Annotated in this window: 15 protein-coding genes; 11 read left to right on the top strand and 4 right to left on the bottom strand. The window is 70.0% G+C overall.

Features of this window, described 5'->3' with window-relative positions; genetic code table 11:
• Positions 1-283: 283 nt before the first annotated feature.
• From ACX80K_RS08445 to ACX80K_RS08425, 5 genes are all read left to right on the top strand, one after another.
• Entirely contained in the window at positions 284-1,525 is a 1,242-nt protein-coding gene (locus tag ACX80K_RS08445) for an extracellular solute-binding protein (protein ID WP_459271411.1), read from the top strand.
• Positions 1,526-1,591: 66 nt separating this feature from the next.
• A complete protein-coding gene (locus ACX80K_RS08440) occupies positions 1,592-2,518 on the top strand; it encodes a carbohydrate ABC transporter permease (protein ID WP_459271410.1) in 927 nt (308 codons plus the stop codon).
• Position 2,519: 1 nt separating this feature from the next.
• Positions 2,520-3,428: a carbohydrate ABC transporter permease gene (locus tag ACX80K_RS08435; RefSeq protein WP_459271409.1), complete on the top strand. Its 909-nt coding sequence runs from the start codon at positions 2,520-2,522 to the stop codon at positions 3,426-3,428.
• Positions 3,425-4,189, top strand: coding sequence for a copper homeostasis protein CutC (locus ACX80K_RS08430; RefSeq protein WP_459271408.1), 765 nt, complete (start codon positions 3,425-3,427; stop codon positions 4,187-4,189). Before ACX80K_RS08435 ends, ACX80K_RS08430 begins: the two co-directional genes overlap by 4 nt.
• Before the next feature lie 80 nt (positions 4,190-4,269).
• Entirely contained in the window at positions 4,270-5,511 is a 1,242-nt protein-coding gene (locus ACX80K_RS08425; RefSeq protein WP_459271407.1) for an MFS transporter, read from the top strand.
• A 51-nt stretch (positions 5,512-5,562) separates the two neighbouring features.
• Here ACX80K_RS08425 and ACX80K_RS08420 read toward each other — a convergent pair whose 3' ends face one another.
• A complete protein-coding gene (locus ACX80K_RS08420) occupies positions 5,563-6,792 on the bottom strand; it encodes an MFS transporter (RefSeq protein WP_459271406.1) in 1,230 nt (409 codons plus the stop codon).
• A 132-nt stretch (positions 6,793-6,924) separates the two neighbouring features.
• On the opposite strand from ACX80K_RS08420, the gene ACX80K_RS08415 reads away from it, so the two are divergent.
• The 4 genes from ACX80K_RS08415 (at position 6,925) to ACX80K_RS08400 (ending at position 9,866) form a co-directional block, all read left to right on the top strand.
• Positions 6,925-7,062, top strand: coding sequence for a hypothetical protein (locus tag ACX80K_RS08415; RefSeq protein WP_459271405.1), 138 nt, complete (start codon positions 6,925-6,927; stop codon positions 7,060-7,062).
• A gap of 129 nt (positions 7,063-7,191) precedes the next feature.
• Positions 7,192-7,800 (top strand): DUF308 domain-containing protein, encoded by a 609-nt coding sequence (locus tag ACX80K_RS08410; RefSeq protein ID WP_459271404.1) that lies wholly within the window; start codon positions 7,192-7,194, stop codon positions 7,798-7,800.
• Between the two features lie 45 nt (positions 7,801-7,845).
• The gene (locus tag ACX80K_RS08405; RefSeq protein WP_459271402.1) at positions 7,846-8,229 is read left to right on the top strand and encodes a hypothetical protein; all 384 of its coding nucleotides are present in this window, start codon (positions 7,846-7,848) and stop codon (positions 8,227-8,229) included.
• Positions 8,230-8,258: 29 nt separating this feature from the next.
• Positions 8,259-9,866, top strand: coding sequence for an AAA family ATPase (locus tag ACX80K_RS08400; protein ID WP_459271401.1), 1,608 nt, complete (start codon positions 8,259-8,261; stop codon positions 9,864-9,866).
• A gap of 125 nt (positions 9,867-9,991) precedes the next feature.
• Here the strand turns inward: ACX80K_RS08400 and rox are convergent, their stop codons facing one another.
• Positions 9,992-11,419 (bottom strand): rifampin monooxygenase, encoded by a 1,428-nt coding sequence (rox, locus tag ACX80K_RS08395; RefSeq protein ID WP_459271400.1) that lies wholly within the window; start codon positions 11,417-11,419, stop codon positions 9,992-9,994.
• A gap of 135 nt (positions 11,420-11,554) precedes the next feature.
• Entirely contained in the window at positions 11,555-12,100 is a 546-nt protein-coding gene (locus ACX80K_RS08390; protein ID WP_459271399.1) for a CGNR zinc finger domain-containing protein, read from the bottom strand.
• Between the two features lie 55 nt (positions 12,101-12,155).
• Between ACX80K_RS08390 and ACX80K_RS08385 the strand changes: the two genes are divergently transcribed.
• Complete coding sequence (locus ACX80K_RS08385) at positions 12,156-13,163, top strand: EamA family transporter (protein ID WP_459271398.1); 1,008 nt, start codon at positions 12,156-12,158, stop codon at positions 13,161-13,163.
• 67 nt (positions 13,164-13,230) lie between these two features.
• Here the strand turns inward: ACX80K_RS08385 and ACX80K_RS08380 are convergent, their stop codons facing one another.
• Positions 13,231-13,944: an ANTAR domain-containing protein gene (locus tag ACX80K_RS08380; RefSeq protein ID WP_459271397.1), complete on the bottom strand. Its 714-nt coding sequence runs from the start codon at positions 13,942-13,944 to the stop codon at positions 13,231-13,233.
• A 351-nt stretch (positions 13,945-14,295) separates the two neighbouring features.
• Between ACX80K_RS08380 and ACX80K_RS08375 the strand changes: the two genes are divergently transcribed.
• Positions 14,296-14,976 carry a GAF and ANTAR domain-containing protein gene (locus ACX80K_RS08375; protein ID WP_459271396.1) on the top strand — a complete coding sequence of 227 codons (681 nt, stop codon included), beginning with the start codon at positions 14,296-14,298 and terminating at the stop codon, positions 14,974-14,976.
• Positions 14,977-15,099: the final 123 nt, after the last annotated feature.

The raw sequence follows: 15,099 nt of genomic DNA, 5'->3' as shown, positions 1-15,099 counted from the left end.
GATCGATCCATGATCACTCATGATCACTTCCCCTGTCCAGAGATCACGGTCGATCATCCCGTCGCCGCGGCGGGCGGGCTTCCACCCCGTGTTTCATTCATGTTGCGTGTTCCCGGAATGCTTGACCTGAGACGTACGTCACGGCATGCTATGGATGACAAACTGCTCGGTGCTGATTGCTCGATCACGTTATTGATCAAATTCACTCATAAGCGGTCGGAGTCGGACCTGTGGGATCTGCGGTGCATGGACGTCCCGGACCATCTCGAAAAGGAATCAAGCGATGAAGAACAAACTGAGGATGAGCATGATGGCGATGGCCGCCGTCGGGACACTCGCCGTGTCGTCCTGCGGGTTCGGCGGTGGCGGGTCGGCCGAGGCAGAGGGTGAGGGGACGACGCTGAACATGCTGGTCCCCAGCTACTCCGATGGCACCAAGGCCCTCTGGGAGGGCGTGATCGAGGATTTCGAGGCAGCCAACGAAGGCGTCACGGTCAATCTGCAGATCGAGTCCTGGGAGAACCTGGAGTCGGTACTCCAGACCAAGATCCAGGCAGGAGAGGCACCGGACATCTACAACGGCGGCGCCTTCTCGGCCTTCGCCTCGGAAGGCCTGCTCTACTCCGCCGAGGAGATCGCATCGGAGGACACGCTCGCCGACTTCCAGGAGTCGTTCGTCGAGAACGAGAGCCTCGAGGGTACGCAGTACGGGCTGCCCCTCCTCGCATCCGCCCGCGCACTGTTCTACAACCAGGACCTGTTCGACGCCGCCGGTGTCGAGGCCCCTCCCACGACCTGGGAGGAGCTGAACGACGCCGCCGCGAAGATCACGGCCACGGGCACTCCCGGATACGGCATGCCGCTCGGTTCGGAGGAAGCCCAGGGTGAGTCCCTCATCTGGTTCGCCGGCAACGGCGGCGGATTCGGGGACGCGTCCGAGATCACGGTGAACACCCCCGAGAACCTCGAAGCAGCCCAGTTCATGAAGAAGATGATCACGGACGGCGTCACCCAGCCGGACCCGGGCGCAACGCAGCGCACCCCGATGATCAACGTCTTCATGCAGGGCCAGATCGGCATGGTCTACGCCCTTCCCCAGACGGTCGGCCAGATTGAGGAAGCCAATCCCGAGCTGAACTACGGGATAGCCAACGTCCCCACCAACACGGGAGAGCCCGCCACCCTCGGCGTGGCCGACCGCCTCCTGGCCTTCAAGAACGACGAGACGAAGCAGGAAGCCATCACCTCCTTCATGGACTTCTTCTTCGCCGAGGACCAGTACGTGAGCTGGGTGGAGACCGAGGGCTTCCTCCCCTCCACGAAGTCGGGAGCCGAGGCCATGGCCTCGAACGAGACGCTGAAGCCGTTCCTCGAGATGCTGCCGGACGCCGAGTTCTACCCGACCTCGAACCCGGCGTGGAACGCCACGGACGGTGCGTTCAAGTCGCTCATGGGCCTGCTGGAGACACAGGAGCCCGCATCCGTGCTCGAGCAGATCCAGGCGAAGGCCGACGCCGCCGCCTGAGGCACCGACGGGAGGGGGGCCGGCGTCGCGTCGGCTCCCCTCCTGTCCGAGTAGAACGGGACCCCCATGAGCACCTTCCAGCAGCCTCCCACCACGCGCATCCGGACGGGACGTGGCCAGAACAGGGAGAGCCTCGTCGCAGCACTTCCCTGGATTGGTCCGGTCCTGATCCTGATCTTCGGGGTCGTCCTGTTCCCCGCCGCCTACATGATCTACAACTCCACCCGGCGGATCAGCCAGGCGGGAACCGACGTCGAGGGCGTCGGGTTCGCCAACTTCAGCAGGGTGCTGGCCGATCCGAACCTGCCCCGGATACTCCTGAACACGCTGGTGTGGGTCGTGGTGGTCGTGACGGTGACGGTCATCCTCTCGCTCGCGCTCGCGAACTTCCTCAACAAGCCCTTCCCCGGGCGGACCCTGGTCCGCATGGCTGTGGTGGTTCCCTGGGCGGCGAGCGTGGTCATGACGACGACCGTCTTCTACTACGGGCTGGACCGCGACTACGGGATCATGAACACCTTCCTCGTCGACATCGGGCTGCTCGACAGCCCCTACGGCTTCACGAAGAACGTCGCGACGGCCCTAGGTGCGGCGATCGTCGTCGGCATCTTCGTCTCCATCCCCTTCACCACCTACACGCTGCTCGCCGGACTCCAGGCGGTACCCGGGGACATCCTCGAGGCCGCGAAGATGGACGGTGCCGGCAAGGTACGTACCTACTTCCTGGTGGTCCTGCCCCAGTTGCGCGGCGCCCTCGCCGTCGCCGTGCTCATCAACGTCATCAACGTCTTCAACAACCTGCCGATCCTGCGCATCATGACGGGCTCGCTGCCCGGCTACAGCGCCGACACACTGATGACGTACATCTTCAAGGTCCTCCAGTTCGACCGGCGGCTGGACCTCGCGAGCGCCCTGAGCGTGATCAATTTCGCCATCGTGATCGTGATCGTCGCGGCGTACGTGAAGATCGTCAAGCCGATGAGAGAGGACTGACATGGCCATCGCACCAGCACGCACAGTTCCGGTCCGGCCGTCCCCTGAGCCGAGGGCCAGGAAATACGGTGCCGACGGCGTCAGCCGGCGCACGATGGTGGGCCGGATCGTCGTCGGGGTACTCGTCGCGACCCTCTTCCTCGTCCCGTACCTCATCATGCTCGTCGGGTCCCTCAAGACGAGGTCGGAGATCCTCGCCGTCCCGCCCCGCTACTTCCCGCAGGACGGCCTGCAGGTCGGCAACTACCTCACGATGTGGTCCACCCCCGAGACGCCCCTGACGTACAACCTCATCTCCACGGTGGTCATCGCCGTGTTCGCGACCCTGCTCGTCCTGTTGGTCGCCACCCCCGCCGCCTACTACACGGCCCGCTTCAATTTCCCGGGCAGGATGGCGTTCCTGTTCCTCGTCATCGTCACCCAGATGCTGCAGCCGGCCGTGCTGACGGCGGGGCTCTTCCGGCAGATGCTGGTGCTCGACCTCAATGACACCTGGGTCGCCATGATCCTGATCAACGCGGCGTTCAATCTGTCCTTCGCGCTGTGGATCATGCACAGCTTCTTCGCGGGCATCCCGAAGGAAGTCGACGAGGCGGCGCAGTTGGACGGGGCGAGCCGCCTGGCCGTGCTCTTCCGGATCAACCTGCCGCTCGTGTGGCCGGGGATCGTCACGGCCATCATCTTCACGTTCGTCGCCTCCTGGAACGAGTTCGCCGCCAGCCTCGTCATCATGTCGACGGCGGAGAACCAGCCGCTCTCGGTCGCCCTCACCAAGTTCATCGGCCAGTACGCGACGAGCTGGCAGTACGTGTTCGGGGTGTCCATCGTCGCCATCGTCCCCGTGATCGTCCTGTTCGCCCTGATCGAGAAGAGGCTCATCGGCGGACTGACCGCAGGATCGGTGAAGTGACGCCACCCGACCCGACGCCGCCTGCTGTCGAGATAGCCGTCACGTCGCCGGCCGGGGCGCGGGCGGCGATCGCCGGGGGAGCTGACCGGGTCGAGCTCTGTGCCGCCCTCGAACTCGGCGGGCTGACGCCGAGCCTGACGATGACCGGGGAGTCCGTCGCCACGGGCATACCCGTCCACGTGCTGATCCGCTGCAGGCCGGGCGGTTTCGTCTACTCCCCCGAGGAGATCCGCTGGATGGCGGACGAGGCCGCCCGAGCCGTCGACGCCGGCGTGGCGGGCGTCGTGATCGGTGCCCTCACGGCGGACGGTCGGATCGACCTCCCCGCACTCGACCGGCTCTCCGCAGCCGCCCGCGCCGCCGGCCCCGGGACGCAGGTGACCTTCCACCGCGCCATCGACCAGCTCCCGGATCCCGCGGCACACCTCGAGGACCTCGCCGCAGCCGGCATCGATCGCGTCCTCACCTCCGGAGGTGCCCCCACCGTCGACCGGGGACTGGGGCGGATCCGCGCGATGCTCGACCGCGGGACGGGTATCGAGGTCATGGCCGGGGGTGGGATCTCGCCGCAGACCCTCCCCCGTGTCCTCGCGGTCGGGGTGCACGCTGTGCACCTGTCGGCGAAGGAGGCGGTGCGGCAGACGTCCCGGTACTGGATACCCCTGGGGTCCGCCGCCCCGGCCGACGGCGACGTCCACTACCGGACGGACGAGTCGCTCGTCCGGCAGGCGGTCCGGACAGTGCACGGCTCCTTCGACTGATCAGTGCGAGGCGACAGGAGCGGGAGGGCCCCGCCCGTGGACGGCCCGCGACCCGGGAGTACGCCCGTAGGGTGGAATCGATGAGCATCCCCGCCCGCTCCCGTTTCCCGGTCCTCCTGCTGCTGGGCATCGTGTTCATCGGCTTCATCCTCCGCGGACCGATCGTGGCCGTCGCTCCCATCACGGGCCGGATCAGCGGTGAGCTGTCCCTGAGCGCCGCCCAGGCAGGGCTGCTGACGACGCTGCCGGTGCTGTGCTTCGCCGTCATGACGCCCTTCGCCTCGGTGTTCGTCGGGAGAGCGGGCGCGAACTTCGCGACGACGACGGCCATCCTCGGCGTCGGGGTGGGCTCCATCGTGCGTTCGGCCGGCGGGCTGGAAGCCACCGTGGCGGGCACCGTCATCATGGGGGCCTTCATCACGGTCGGCAACGTCGTCCTGCCGGTCATCATCCGCCGGGACATCGCGCCCCGGCGGGTCGGCATCGTCACCGGCGCCTACACGTCGGCGCTGAACGTGAGCTCCATGATCACGACCCTCGCCACGGCCCCTCTCGCCGCAGCCTTCGGCTGGCGGGGGGCGCTGCTGACGTGGATCGGGTTCGTCGTCGCCGCCGCCGCGGTATGGCTGAAAGCCATCGGGCCGGCCGCGGCGTTCCGGTGGGGGCCCCTGGGGCCGGCCGCGGAATCGGCCGCCGTCCGTACCGCCGCACCCGACGCCGGCGGCATCCCACTGCCGGTCGCGAGACCGCGAACCTGGCTCAGCCTCCCGGCCGTCCTCCTGTCGCTGACGTTCGGCGCCCAGGCGTTCTCCTACTACGGGCTCACCGCGTGGCTCCCGACCATCCTCGAGCAGGAGCTCGGCTACTCGGCCGGTCAGGCCGGTACGAGTTCGTCCGTCTTCCAGATCGCCGCCGTCGTCGGCGCGCTCGGGGTCCCGCTGCTCTCCTCACGCCTGGGGGTCCCGGGGACCTTCGCCCTCGTCGCCGCCCTGTGGATCAGCTGTCCGCTGGGGCTCCTGCTCGCTCCCACCGGCTGGCTGGCCTGGGGTTTCCTGGGTGGTGTGGCTCAAGGAGGCGGCATCACGATCGTGTTCATGCTCGTGGTGCAGCTCGCGCTCAGCGGCACGCATGCCCGGCAGCTGTCCGCGATGGTGCAGGGCGCCGGGTATGCCGTCGGCGCCACGGCCCCGTTCCTCGTCGGCGCCATCCATGACGCCACGGGCGCCTGGACATTGCCCGTCGTCGTCGTGCTGGCGGCCACCGTCGTGTTCGCAGCTGCCGGGATCACCGGTTCCATCCGCGCCGGCCGCGCCGGTCGGTGACGACGCCGGGTCGGACCGGAGTGCGGTCTTCGGATGCCCTGGATCCATGCCCTACCGGAGGTGGCGCCGAGAGGGCTTACCTCCGCTCGCATCGCGGAGAGCGATGGCAGCCAGGAGCGCGGCGAGTCCCGCCAGCGCCGTGGTGAAGGCGACGACACCGGGCCAACCGAACCGGCCGAAGAAGAGACCGCCGGCCCACCCCACCGCGCTGGAGCCGGCGTAGTAGGCGAAGTTGTAGAGGCCCGCCGCCTGTGCGCGACCCTCGGTGGCGAGGACCGGCGTCCACCCGGAAGCCACGGAATGGGCGGCGAAGAAGCCGCCGGTGAAGATGACGAGCCCGACGACCACGACGGGGAGTGGCCCGGCGAGAGTCACGGACAGCCCCGCCACCATGACGAGGATGGCGCAGAGGAGTACCGGGAGCTTCCCGTGTCGTCCACTCAGGTCACCGGCGACGCGGGACGTCACCGTTCCTGCGAGGTAGGCGAGAAACAGGAGACTGACGATGGACGCGGGTAGCAGGAAGGGCGGGGCCTCGAGCCGGAACCCCAGGTAGTTGTAGACCGCCACGAAGGCACCCATGAGGAGGAAGCCCTGAGCATAGACGGCCAGGAGTGGAAGGGACCTCAGATTCATCACGAGGCGGGCGAGGAGTGACGGTCCCTGCCCGCGGACCGTGGGGACGAAGCCGCGGGCGTAGGGGGCCAGGACGAGGAACGCGACGACAGCGCCACCGGCCAGGAGACTGACGCCCAGCACACCGGCCCGCCACCCGAGCGCGTCCCCGATGAACCCCGCGACGAGGCGCCCCGTAATGCCCCCGATCGTCGTCCCGGCGATGTAGGTCCCCGCCGCCACGGCCGCATGGCGTTTCTGCACCTCCTCGTGGAGGTAGACGAGGGCCGTCGCGGGCACGCCGCCGAGCGCGATCCCCTCGAGGAGGCGCAGTCCGATCAGCACGGGGAACGACGGCGCCACCGCGCCCAGCAGGCCCAGGACGACCGCCGCGCTCATCGCCCAGGCGATACTCCGCCGGCGCCCGATCCGGTCGGCGACAGCGGACCAGGGGATCACCGCCAGGGCGAGGCCGAGCGTCGCCGCGGAGACGGACAGCGCGGCCTCGGAGGGGGAGACCTCGTACTCGGAGGCGACGGCTGTCAGGAGGCCCTGGAACGAATACAGCTGCGCGAACGTCGCCAGCCCCGCGAAGACGAGGGCGAGCAGCATCCTGCGGTAGGCCGGCGAGTCCTTCGCATGGCCGGGCCAGGGATCATCAGGCATGGACGCGACGACCGCCCGCCGCGGCGGCCCGGAGGTGCCCTGAGGTCGGCGCCGGACCGAGCCGCATCGGAACCCGGACCCCGGCTGCCCGGGCCGAGGTCGATGGTCCAGGGGGCATTCCCACGTCCTCCGTTGCAGGGACAGTCCGACGCCCAGTGGTCGGATCCGGGCGCCAGGTCGGTCGTCGACGAGGACGCCGACGACGGCCTCGATGCATTCCTCCCCATGCTCTCGCATGCCGACCCGATCCTGCACGTTCAGGCCCGGTGAGGCCCGGTGAGGCCCGGTGAGGCCTGTCGAGGCCCGTCGAGGCCCGCGAAGGCCGGTGAGGGCGGCCGGCCGGAGGACTAAGCTGGTCAGGCCGGAGACCGCCCGGCCCCGCTCCCAGAGAGGCCCTTGATGGCTGCTGCATCGCCCGCCCCGGGCGCCGGTCCCGACACCGCCGAGCTCCTGGTGTGGAAACCGTTCCTGGCCCGCGCCGTCGTGAGCGCCCTGTTCGGGCTGGTGACCATCTTCTGGCGTGATCCGTCCACGCTCGTGATGTCCGTGGCCGGCGGGCTCTACCTCCTGCTGAACGGCGCGGCCTACCTCTGGACGCACCGCAGGGCGCACCGGGATCCGCAGCACAGGCTGACCGACGTCGGCGGGGGGCTGCTCCTCGGAGCCGGGATCGTGACCCTCGTCCTCCACGACGACCGCAGCTTCGCCGTCGCGGGGGCCGTCGCGCTGGTGGCCGCGGGCGCCGCCGAACTGGTCCGCGGGCTCGCCCTCCGCACCCACGCGGCATCGCGGGACCTCGTCGTCGTCGGCATCGTGGCGATCGTCACGGGCGGCATCCTGCCGTTCGTGGAGCGGCTCGGTGCGCACGCCCTGCTCGGCGTGACGGGCGGCGGGGCGCTCCTCACCGCCGTCGTCCTCGGTATCGCCGGCCTCAGCTACCGGCACGATTCAGCGCTCAGCGCATCGTCCGCATCCGGCGTCCAGGGCGGACCGGACCCCGTAAACTAGAGGCTCTACGTCTCGTAGAAATCTCAGGAACCGGAAGGAGTGCCCGTGGCCAACCGCCAGCCGGGGAAACCCACGCAGGGACGATTCCGCCACGGCATCAAGGCACCCCTCGTCTTCTCCGCCGTCCTGGCCGTGGTGGCCGGGGCCGCGACGGCGATCTTCGCGACCGGAGGCGGTTCCAAGGAGCTGCGCGTCGACCTGGGCCTCACGGCGGCAGGGATCGCCTTCATCGCCTCCCTCGTGATCTGCGCGATGCTCATGATGGCCGAGACGCCCAATGCCGAGCATCTCAGCAAGGGATCCGGCATCAACCGCTCGACGGCGAAGCCGGACCCGAAGAATCCCTCCCCGGAGCCCACGCCCGCGCCGCCGCCCACGCCCAGCGACGAACCGCGGTACGGGGAGCGGCTGCCGAAGCAGGACGGCTGACCCCTTGACGTCCCTGCTAGCCTCCCACCATGGGGGATGATCTGGCAGGATTCGTTCGGGATTTCGGTGCGCTGGCACGTCTGGCGCTGGAGGCGCAGCCCCGCTCGGCGCGCGGCAGGGAGCTCGTCGACACGCTCTCGGCGCATCTCCGGGCCGAGCTCGGCAGCGTGCCCGTCGTGGTCGAGGAGGTCCCGCCCCACCGTTTCGTGGACGCGGACATCGTCCTCGCGTCGCTCACGGCGGACGGCCGGTGCGTCGGCATCGGTGGCGGCGACCAGCGCCACCACATGTCCTTCAGCGACATGATCCAGCAGTCGGAGGCCTTCCCGAACTTCCCCCTGTCCCAACCCGACTACGCGAACCTGCCGATCGGCCCCGACGAGCAGCGGCAGGCGGTGGCGCTGGGCCTCCGGCTGTTCGAGCGCGACGGCGTGCCCCTGGCGGTCCTGCAGCGCAACGCGGAGCCACGCTACGGCCGGCAGACCGCATCCCTCGAGGTGATGTGCGGGGACGCCGACGTCGTCGTCGGGTTCCTCGCCGAGTTCCGGCGGAGGATGCAGCGCGAGAGCGTGATGAAGGGGCAGGTGCTGTCCTTCACCATCGAGGACTTCGGGCCGAGCAGCGCCGGCGTGACGTTCCACCATCGGCCGACCCTCGACGCCGCCGACGTGATCCTCCCCGAAGGACTGCTGGAACGCGTCAGCGAGCACGCCCTCGGCATCGCCGCGCATCGGCAGGCACTGATCGCGGCCGGCCAGCACCTCAAGCGCGGGATCCTCCTGTACGGCCCGCCGGGCACCGGCAAGACCCACACCGTCCGGTACCTGCTGGGCGCCAGCGCGGGGACGACGGCGATCATCCTCTCGGGCGGGACGCTGCGGCACGTGGGCGAGGCGGCCAGGACGGCCCGCGCCCTCCAGCCGTCGATCGTGGTCCTCGAGGACTGCGACCTCATCGCGGAGGACCGCAGCTTCGGCCACGGTCCGCAGCCGCTCCTCTTCGAGGTGCTGGACGCCATGGACGGACTCGACGACGACGCCGACGTCACCTTCGTGCTGACCACCAACCGCGTGGACATGCTGGAGCGGGCCCTCGCGCAGCGACCCGGACGCGTGGATCTCGCCGTGGAGGTGCCCCTGCCCGGGGAGCACGAGCGCGCGGCCCTGCTGCGCCTCTACGCGCGGGATCTCGCCTTCAGCGCCGATGCCATCGGCGCCGCCTCCGGTCGGACCGAGGGCACGACGGCGTCCTTCACCCGTGAGCTGGTGCGCCGCGCCGTCCTCGCAGCCGCGCTGCAGGACGTGCCGGTCGCCGATCGGCACCTGCTCGCGGCGGTGGACGAGTTGATGGCGGACGGCGCGTCGCTGACGCGGAGCCTGCTCGGCAGCAACGGCTCGGACCAGGAGGACGGCGTCCCCTCCGTCCATGGCTCCTTCGGGTATGCACCCGGGGCGGCCGGCTACCCGGGGAGCTACTCCCCGGCGTACGGGTCCTCGCTGTCCCTGTCCTTCGAGGGGGAGGGGTTCGCCCACGGCGGCTACGCCGGCTTCCCCGACGACGGCATCCAGGGCGGCACCACGGCCGAGGACCCGCCCGGCAACGGGCCGGACGACCCCGAGGGCGGGTACGGGCGCTGACCCCGCCGGCCGGTTCCGTCCGCGGGCGCGACCGGCCCGACGCCGTATCGCGCCACCGATAGCCACCGATAGCCACTGGTAGTCGCGGTCCGCCGCAGGTAGTCGCCGGTCCGCCGCAGGGGTTCCTACCCCGTGGGAGAGCCGAACCATCGCCGCAGCTGCACCTCGAGGCCCGTTTGGTCCCCGCCTGCCCAGGCCACATGCCCGTCCGGTCGGAGGACGACGGCCGGCACACCCAGGTCCGCGCTGCCGTCCGCCACCCGGTCGACGCGGTCCGGCCAGCCGGCCACCGAGAGTGTGCCGGAGCCGTCGAGCAGGAGGCCGCGGCCGCCGCGCATCAGCTCGTAGAGGCGTCCCCGACGGAGATCGAGGTCGCGGAGCCGCCTGCCGAGCAGCTCCGGTCCGGGGCCGAAGTCGTAGCGGACGCCGAGGGCGGTGATCTTCCCGACAAGGTGGCGGCTGACGTCCTCGAAGTCCATCAGCTCCGTCATCAGGCGGCGCAGGGCCCGTGGGCCCGGTCCCGGGGACAGCAGCTCGCTCTGCGCGCGGGTGTTGTCCAGGACGTCGGCGCCCACGGGGTGCCGTTCGGCGTGGTACGTGTCCAGCAGGCCGTCCGGCGCCCGGCCGTCGATCTGCGCGGCCAGCTTCCACCCGAGGTTGTGGGAGTCCTGGAGGCCGAGGTTGAGGCCCTGTCCGCCCAGCGGCGGGTGGACGTGCGCGGCGTCGCCCGCCAGGAACACTCTCCCCATCCGGTACCGCTCGGCCTGGCGCGTGGCGTCGCCGAAGCGGGAGAGCCAGCGGGGTGAGTGGACGCCGAAGTCGGTCCCCGCCACCGCCCGCAGCTGCCGCTTCACCTCCTCGAGCGTCGGGGCGATCGCGCGGTCCTCCGTGACGCCCCCGGCGGGGACGACCACTCCGTACAGGCCGTCGCCCACCGGCCCGACGCCGAAGCCCTTCTGCGTCCGGCGGACCTCGTCGACGACGGCCGCGACGTCCTCGGGCGGCATCCTCGCCTCCATCTCGCCGCGCAGCCATTCCGTCGTCGCCGGCTCGCCCGGGAACGGCACGCCGAGCAGCTTCCGGACGGTGCTGTGGCCGCCGTCGCAGCCCACGAGGTAGCGCGCGCGGAACGTGGAACCGTCGGCCAGGCCGACGGCCACCCCGCCCTCGTCCTCCTGCAGGGCGACGAGCTCGCTGCCGCGCCGGATGTCGGCGCCCGCCTCGACGGCATGCTCCGTGAGCAGGCGGTCGGTGATCGGCTGCGGGATACCGAGGACGTAGGCGTGCGCGCTGTCGAGGTGCTCGGGCCAGGGCTTGTCGATACCGGCGAAGTGACCGGTTCCCGGATAGCGTGTGCCGTGCGCGAGGAAGCGGTCGAGCAGCCCCCGCTGGTCGAGGATCTCGAGGCTGCGCGCGTGCAGGCCGAGCGACCGGACCTGCTTCGTCGGCTCGGCGTCCTTCTCGAGAACGAGCACCTCGACGCCGTGGAGCCGCAGTTCACCGGCAAGCATCATCCCTGTCGGGCCGCCGCCCGCGATGATCACCTCGGTCATGGCTGTGCTCCTTCGGAAGGGTGGTCCGCGGCACCCGCGGCTCGCCATTCTGCCCGCACGCAGGGGCCTTGCGGCAAGGTCCCCCCGGAGCTATATCCTGATCACGGCGGGAGGTCCACGGCCCCCCTCGACCCCTCAGGCGCTCTGCGCCTTCCGCGCGCGGTAGGCCTTCACGTGGGTGCGGTTCGCGCAGTTCCCGGTGTCGCAGAAGCGCCGGGAGCGGTTGCGGCTGAGGTCCAGCACCGCGCCGTCGCAGTCCTCCGCCGCGCACGAGCGCAGGCGGTCCAGCTCGTGTCCGCGGATGACGTCCGCGAGGGCCATCGCCGCCTCGGTGGCCATGCGTTCCTTGAGCGGCGCCTCGGGCGCGGTCGCATGGAGGTGCCAGTCCCACTCGTCGTGCCTGACCAGCTGGGGGAGGGCGTTGGCCCGCCGGAGGATCGCGTTCACGCACGCGACGGCGTCGTCCTCCTCCGCGAACCAGATCACCTCGAGTTCGGCCCGCAGGGCGCGGACCGACTGCAGCTCGTCATCGGTGTGCGTCCGGGAGCCGGTGAACCGCTGCTCCTCGAGGAACCTGTCCAGGCCCTCCAGGGTGTCGAGTGGATCGGTGTCCTCCTTCGCGGTGTTGATGAGCGCGGCCGCGGACGAGAGCGCCACTTCCGTGTCATATGTGAAAAGCATGTTGACTCCTGACATTGCATCCCTCTAGTGTCACGACCATAACCACTTCACACCCATGACACCAGTCATCGACCCGAAGGGAGCGGACGTGACCCTGCGCCCCGCCACCGGCCTCTGGATAGCCCTGATCTCCGCGGCGGCGTTCGGCGTCTCGGGTCCCTTCGCGAAGTCCCTCCTGGAGATCGGCTGGAGCCCCGGAGCCGCCGTCGGCCTCCGGATCGGAGGCGCCGCCGTCGTGCTCCTGGTGCCTGTGCTCATCGCGTTGCGGGGCCGCTGGTCCACGATGCGCGGCAATGCGCTCACCATCACGATCTACGGCACGACGGCGATCGCCCTGTGCCAGCTCTTCTACTTCAATGCCGTGCAGCGCATGTCAGTCGGAGTCTCGCTGCTGCTCGAGTACCTGGCGCCCGTGCTGATCGTCGGGTTCCTCTGGCTGCGCTCACGCAGGGCGCCGCACGCCCTCACGATGATCGGGTCCGTCACCGCGATCCTCGGACTCCTGCTCGTCCTCGACCTCGCCGGGGACACCCGGCTCGACCCCGTGGGCGTGCTGTTCGGCCTCGCCGCCGCCGTCTGCCTCGTGGTGTTCTTCCTGATGTCCGCGAGGGTCGACGATTCGCTGCCGCCGCTCGTCATGGCCGGCGGAGGGATGGTGGTCGGCGCGCTGACCATCCTGCTGCTGGGCGTCACGAACATCATGCCGTTCTCCTTCGTGTTCACGGACGTCCAGCTGGCCGGGCGGACCTACAGCTGGGTCGTGCCCGTCGCCGTCCTCGTCCTCGTGGCCACGGTCGCCGCCTACGTGACGGGCATCGTGGCGGCGCAGCGCCTCGGCTCCAAGGTGGCGAGCTTCGTGGCCCTGACGGAGGTGATGTTCGCCGTGCTCGCGGCGTGGCTGATCCTCGGCGAGCTGCCGGTCGCCGTGCAGCTGCTCGGCGGACTCCTGATCGTCGTCGGCGTGGTGTGCGTCCGGCTGGACGAGCTGCGGTCGGCGCCCGGTGACGAAGCCGCGGCGGTGCTCGACCGGCCCAGCGCGGTGGAGCCGCTGCCGAAGCCGTGAGGGCGGCGGGTTCCGCCCGACCGCAGGCGCGCTGCGGTCCCGACGGCGCGGGGAGGTGGCAGGTGCGTCAGGAACGGCAACCGGGGTCGGGGTGGTCCCGGGTCGGACCAAGACCGTCCTCCCGCCCCGAATAGATGAGTTGCTCGGCGACGTGCACCAGTTTCCGGTTGGTGCGGGAGCTCTGGTCCTGCAGGATCGCGAAGGCCCGGTCCGCGCTGATCTTGTGGCGTTCCATCAGGATCCCCTTGGCCTGGCCGATGGTGTCCCGGCTGAGGACGGCCTCCTGCAGCTGCTGCACCTTGTCGAGTTTCTGTTGGAGGAGCGCGCGCATGGCCTCCAGTTCCCGGCTGAGGGTGGCGCTCTCCGCGGTCTCCTGATCGGTTTCCTGATCGGCGGGCTGTGCCGTCCCGGCCGCGTCGAGGACCGCCGGCGAGTTCTTCCGGGGCCGAGCGGTGAATGGCCCGGGCCGGGACGCGGGCGGTGGCCCTGTTGCGCCCGGGAGATCGGTCGCCGGGTGCGATGCCACCGCCTCGTGGGTGAGTTCCTCCACGGAGGACAGGCCCAGGATCGCGATGGCCCGGTCGAGGTGCCCCTGGATCGTCCGCACGGGCAGGAACAGGTCGGAGGCTATGTCCTCGCAGGTGCGGCCGCTGGCAACCATCACGGCGACCACGGCCTGACGGTCGCTCAGACTCCGGGAGGACGGACGCCCCAGGCGCAGCGGCTCCGCAGGGGAGCGACGACGCGCGGTGTCGGTGGAGTATTCGGATGCGGATGTCATGAGGGGCCCCTGGTCAGCACGGCGGTAACGGCTCTGTGCCGGGGTCCGGGGCAGTAACCCCAACGATGCGGGGTCACCGGTCAGGTGTCAAGGGTGGAGAGAGGCGTGCGGACAGGGCGGTGTCACAGCGTCGGCGCGCGAACCCGGATTCGCCGGATACGGCAGGAATCCTCGTGCAGCCGGCAGCCTGACGTCGGTTCTGGTCTGTGTCTAGACTTTAAACAGAAGATCGCCGGACCTGCTTCAGGACCGGAGAGCTCTCCGTCCACTTGACCGCGTTGCCTGAGAAAGGGTGAGGAAGATGCCGGGCTGGTCCTGCGTCCCTGTCAGCGGCATTGAGGCGGTGGGCCGGTGAGCGGGGGGGAGGACCTGTCCGGGCTGGACGCGCTGTGCTCGACGCTGTGTGCATCGTTCATCGACGTCCTGCCGGTGACGGGGGCAGCGCTGTCGGCGTTCAGCGGTTCGCAGCAGGAGACCATGCTGCATGCCAGCGACGCCCTCGCCGCAAGACTGGACGAGCTGCAGTTCGACCTGGGCGAAGGCCCGCGGTGGGAAGCCGCGCGTTCCCGGCTGCCCGTCCTCCTCCCCTATGTCCGTTCGATGACGCACGACAGGTGGCCCGTCTTCGGGAAGGCGCTGGCCGACACCGATGCGCAGGCCCTCTTCGTCTTCCCCCTGGTCGTCGGTGCCATGGATATCGGGGTCGTCGAGCTCTACAGGACGACCCCCGGGGAACTGGGCGAATCCGAGCTCGTCACGGCACGCGCCCTCGTCGACGGGGCGGCCTGGAGCCTGCTGCGTCGGGTGCTCGTCCCGGAGTCCGCGGAGAGTTCGCCGAGGATGGGCCTGTCCCCGTCCCGCCGCGAGATCCATCAGGCGACAGGCATGGTGCTCGCCCAGACCGGGGGGACTGCTGCTGACGCATTGCTGCTGCTACGGGGGCACGCATTCGCGCACGGGCAGACGGTACGGGAGACCTCCACGGAGGTCCTGGAACGCCGGCTGGATTTTACGCCGCCCCCGACCCCGTGATTTCGGCGCGGCGGGCCCTAAAATTGGGTTCATGGAGATAACCACCCGCGCAGGCCGGGTCAGTGCCGCCTTCGTGAGGATCGCGGACACCCTTGTCGACGAGTACGACGTGCTGGATCTGCT

It is taken from the genome of Arthrobacter sorbitolis, from assembly GCF_054510995.1.
This window is presented reverse-complemented; position numbering and strand designations above follow the sequence as displayed.

What these genes read in the sequence shown, in the direction of transcription:
- ACX80K_RS08445 (WP_459271411.1), top strand. Translation starts at nt 284, where the DNA reads ATGAAGAACAAACTGAGGATGAGCATGATGGCGATGGCCGCCGTCGGG.
- ACX80K_RS08410 (WP_459271404.1), top strand. Translation starts at nt 7,192, where the DNA reads ATGGCTGCTGCATCGCCCGCCCCGGGCGCCGGTCCCGACACCGCCGAG.
- ACX80K_RS08385 (WP_459271398.1), top strand. Translation starts at nt 12,156, where the DNA reads ATGACACCAGTCATCGACCCGAAGGGAGCGGACGTGACCCTGCGCCCC.
- ACX80K_RS08420 (WP_459271406.1), bottom strand. Translation starts at nt 6,792, where the DNA reads ATGCCTGATGATCCCTGGCCCGGCCATGCGAAGGACTCGCCGGCCTAC.
- ACX80K_RS08380 (WP_459271397.1), bottom strand. Translation starts at nt 13,944, where the DNA reads ATGACATCCGCATCCGAATACTCCACCGACACCGCGCGTCGTCGCTCC.
- ACX80K_RS08425 (WP_459271407.1), top strand. Translation starts at nt 4,270, where the DNA reads ATGAGCATCCCCGCCCGCTCCCGTTTCCCGGTCCTCCTGCTGCTGGGC.
- ACX80K_RS08435 (WP_459271409.1), top strand. Translation starts at nt 2,520, where the DNA reads ATGGCCATCGCACCAGCACGCACAGTTCCGGTCCGGCCGTCCCCTGAG.
- ACX80K_RS08390 (WP_459271399.1), bottom strand. Translation starts at nt 12,100, where the DNA reads ATGCTTTTCACATATGACACGGAAGTGGCGCTCTCGTCCGCGGCCGCG.
- ACX80K_RS08440 (WP_459271410.1), top strand. Translation starts at nt 1,592, where the DNA reads ATGAGCACCTTCCAGCAGCCTCCCACCACGCGCATCCGGACGGGACGT.
- ACX80K_RS08400 (WP_459271401.1), top strand. Translation starts at nt 8,259, where the DNA reads ATGGGGGATGATCTGGCAGGATTCGTTCGGGATTTCGGTGCGCTGGCA.
- rox (WP_459271400.1), bottom strand. Translation starts at nt 11,419, where the DNA reads ATGACCGAGGTGATCATCGCGGGCGGCGGCCCGACAGGGATGATGCTT.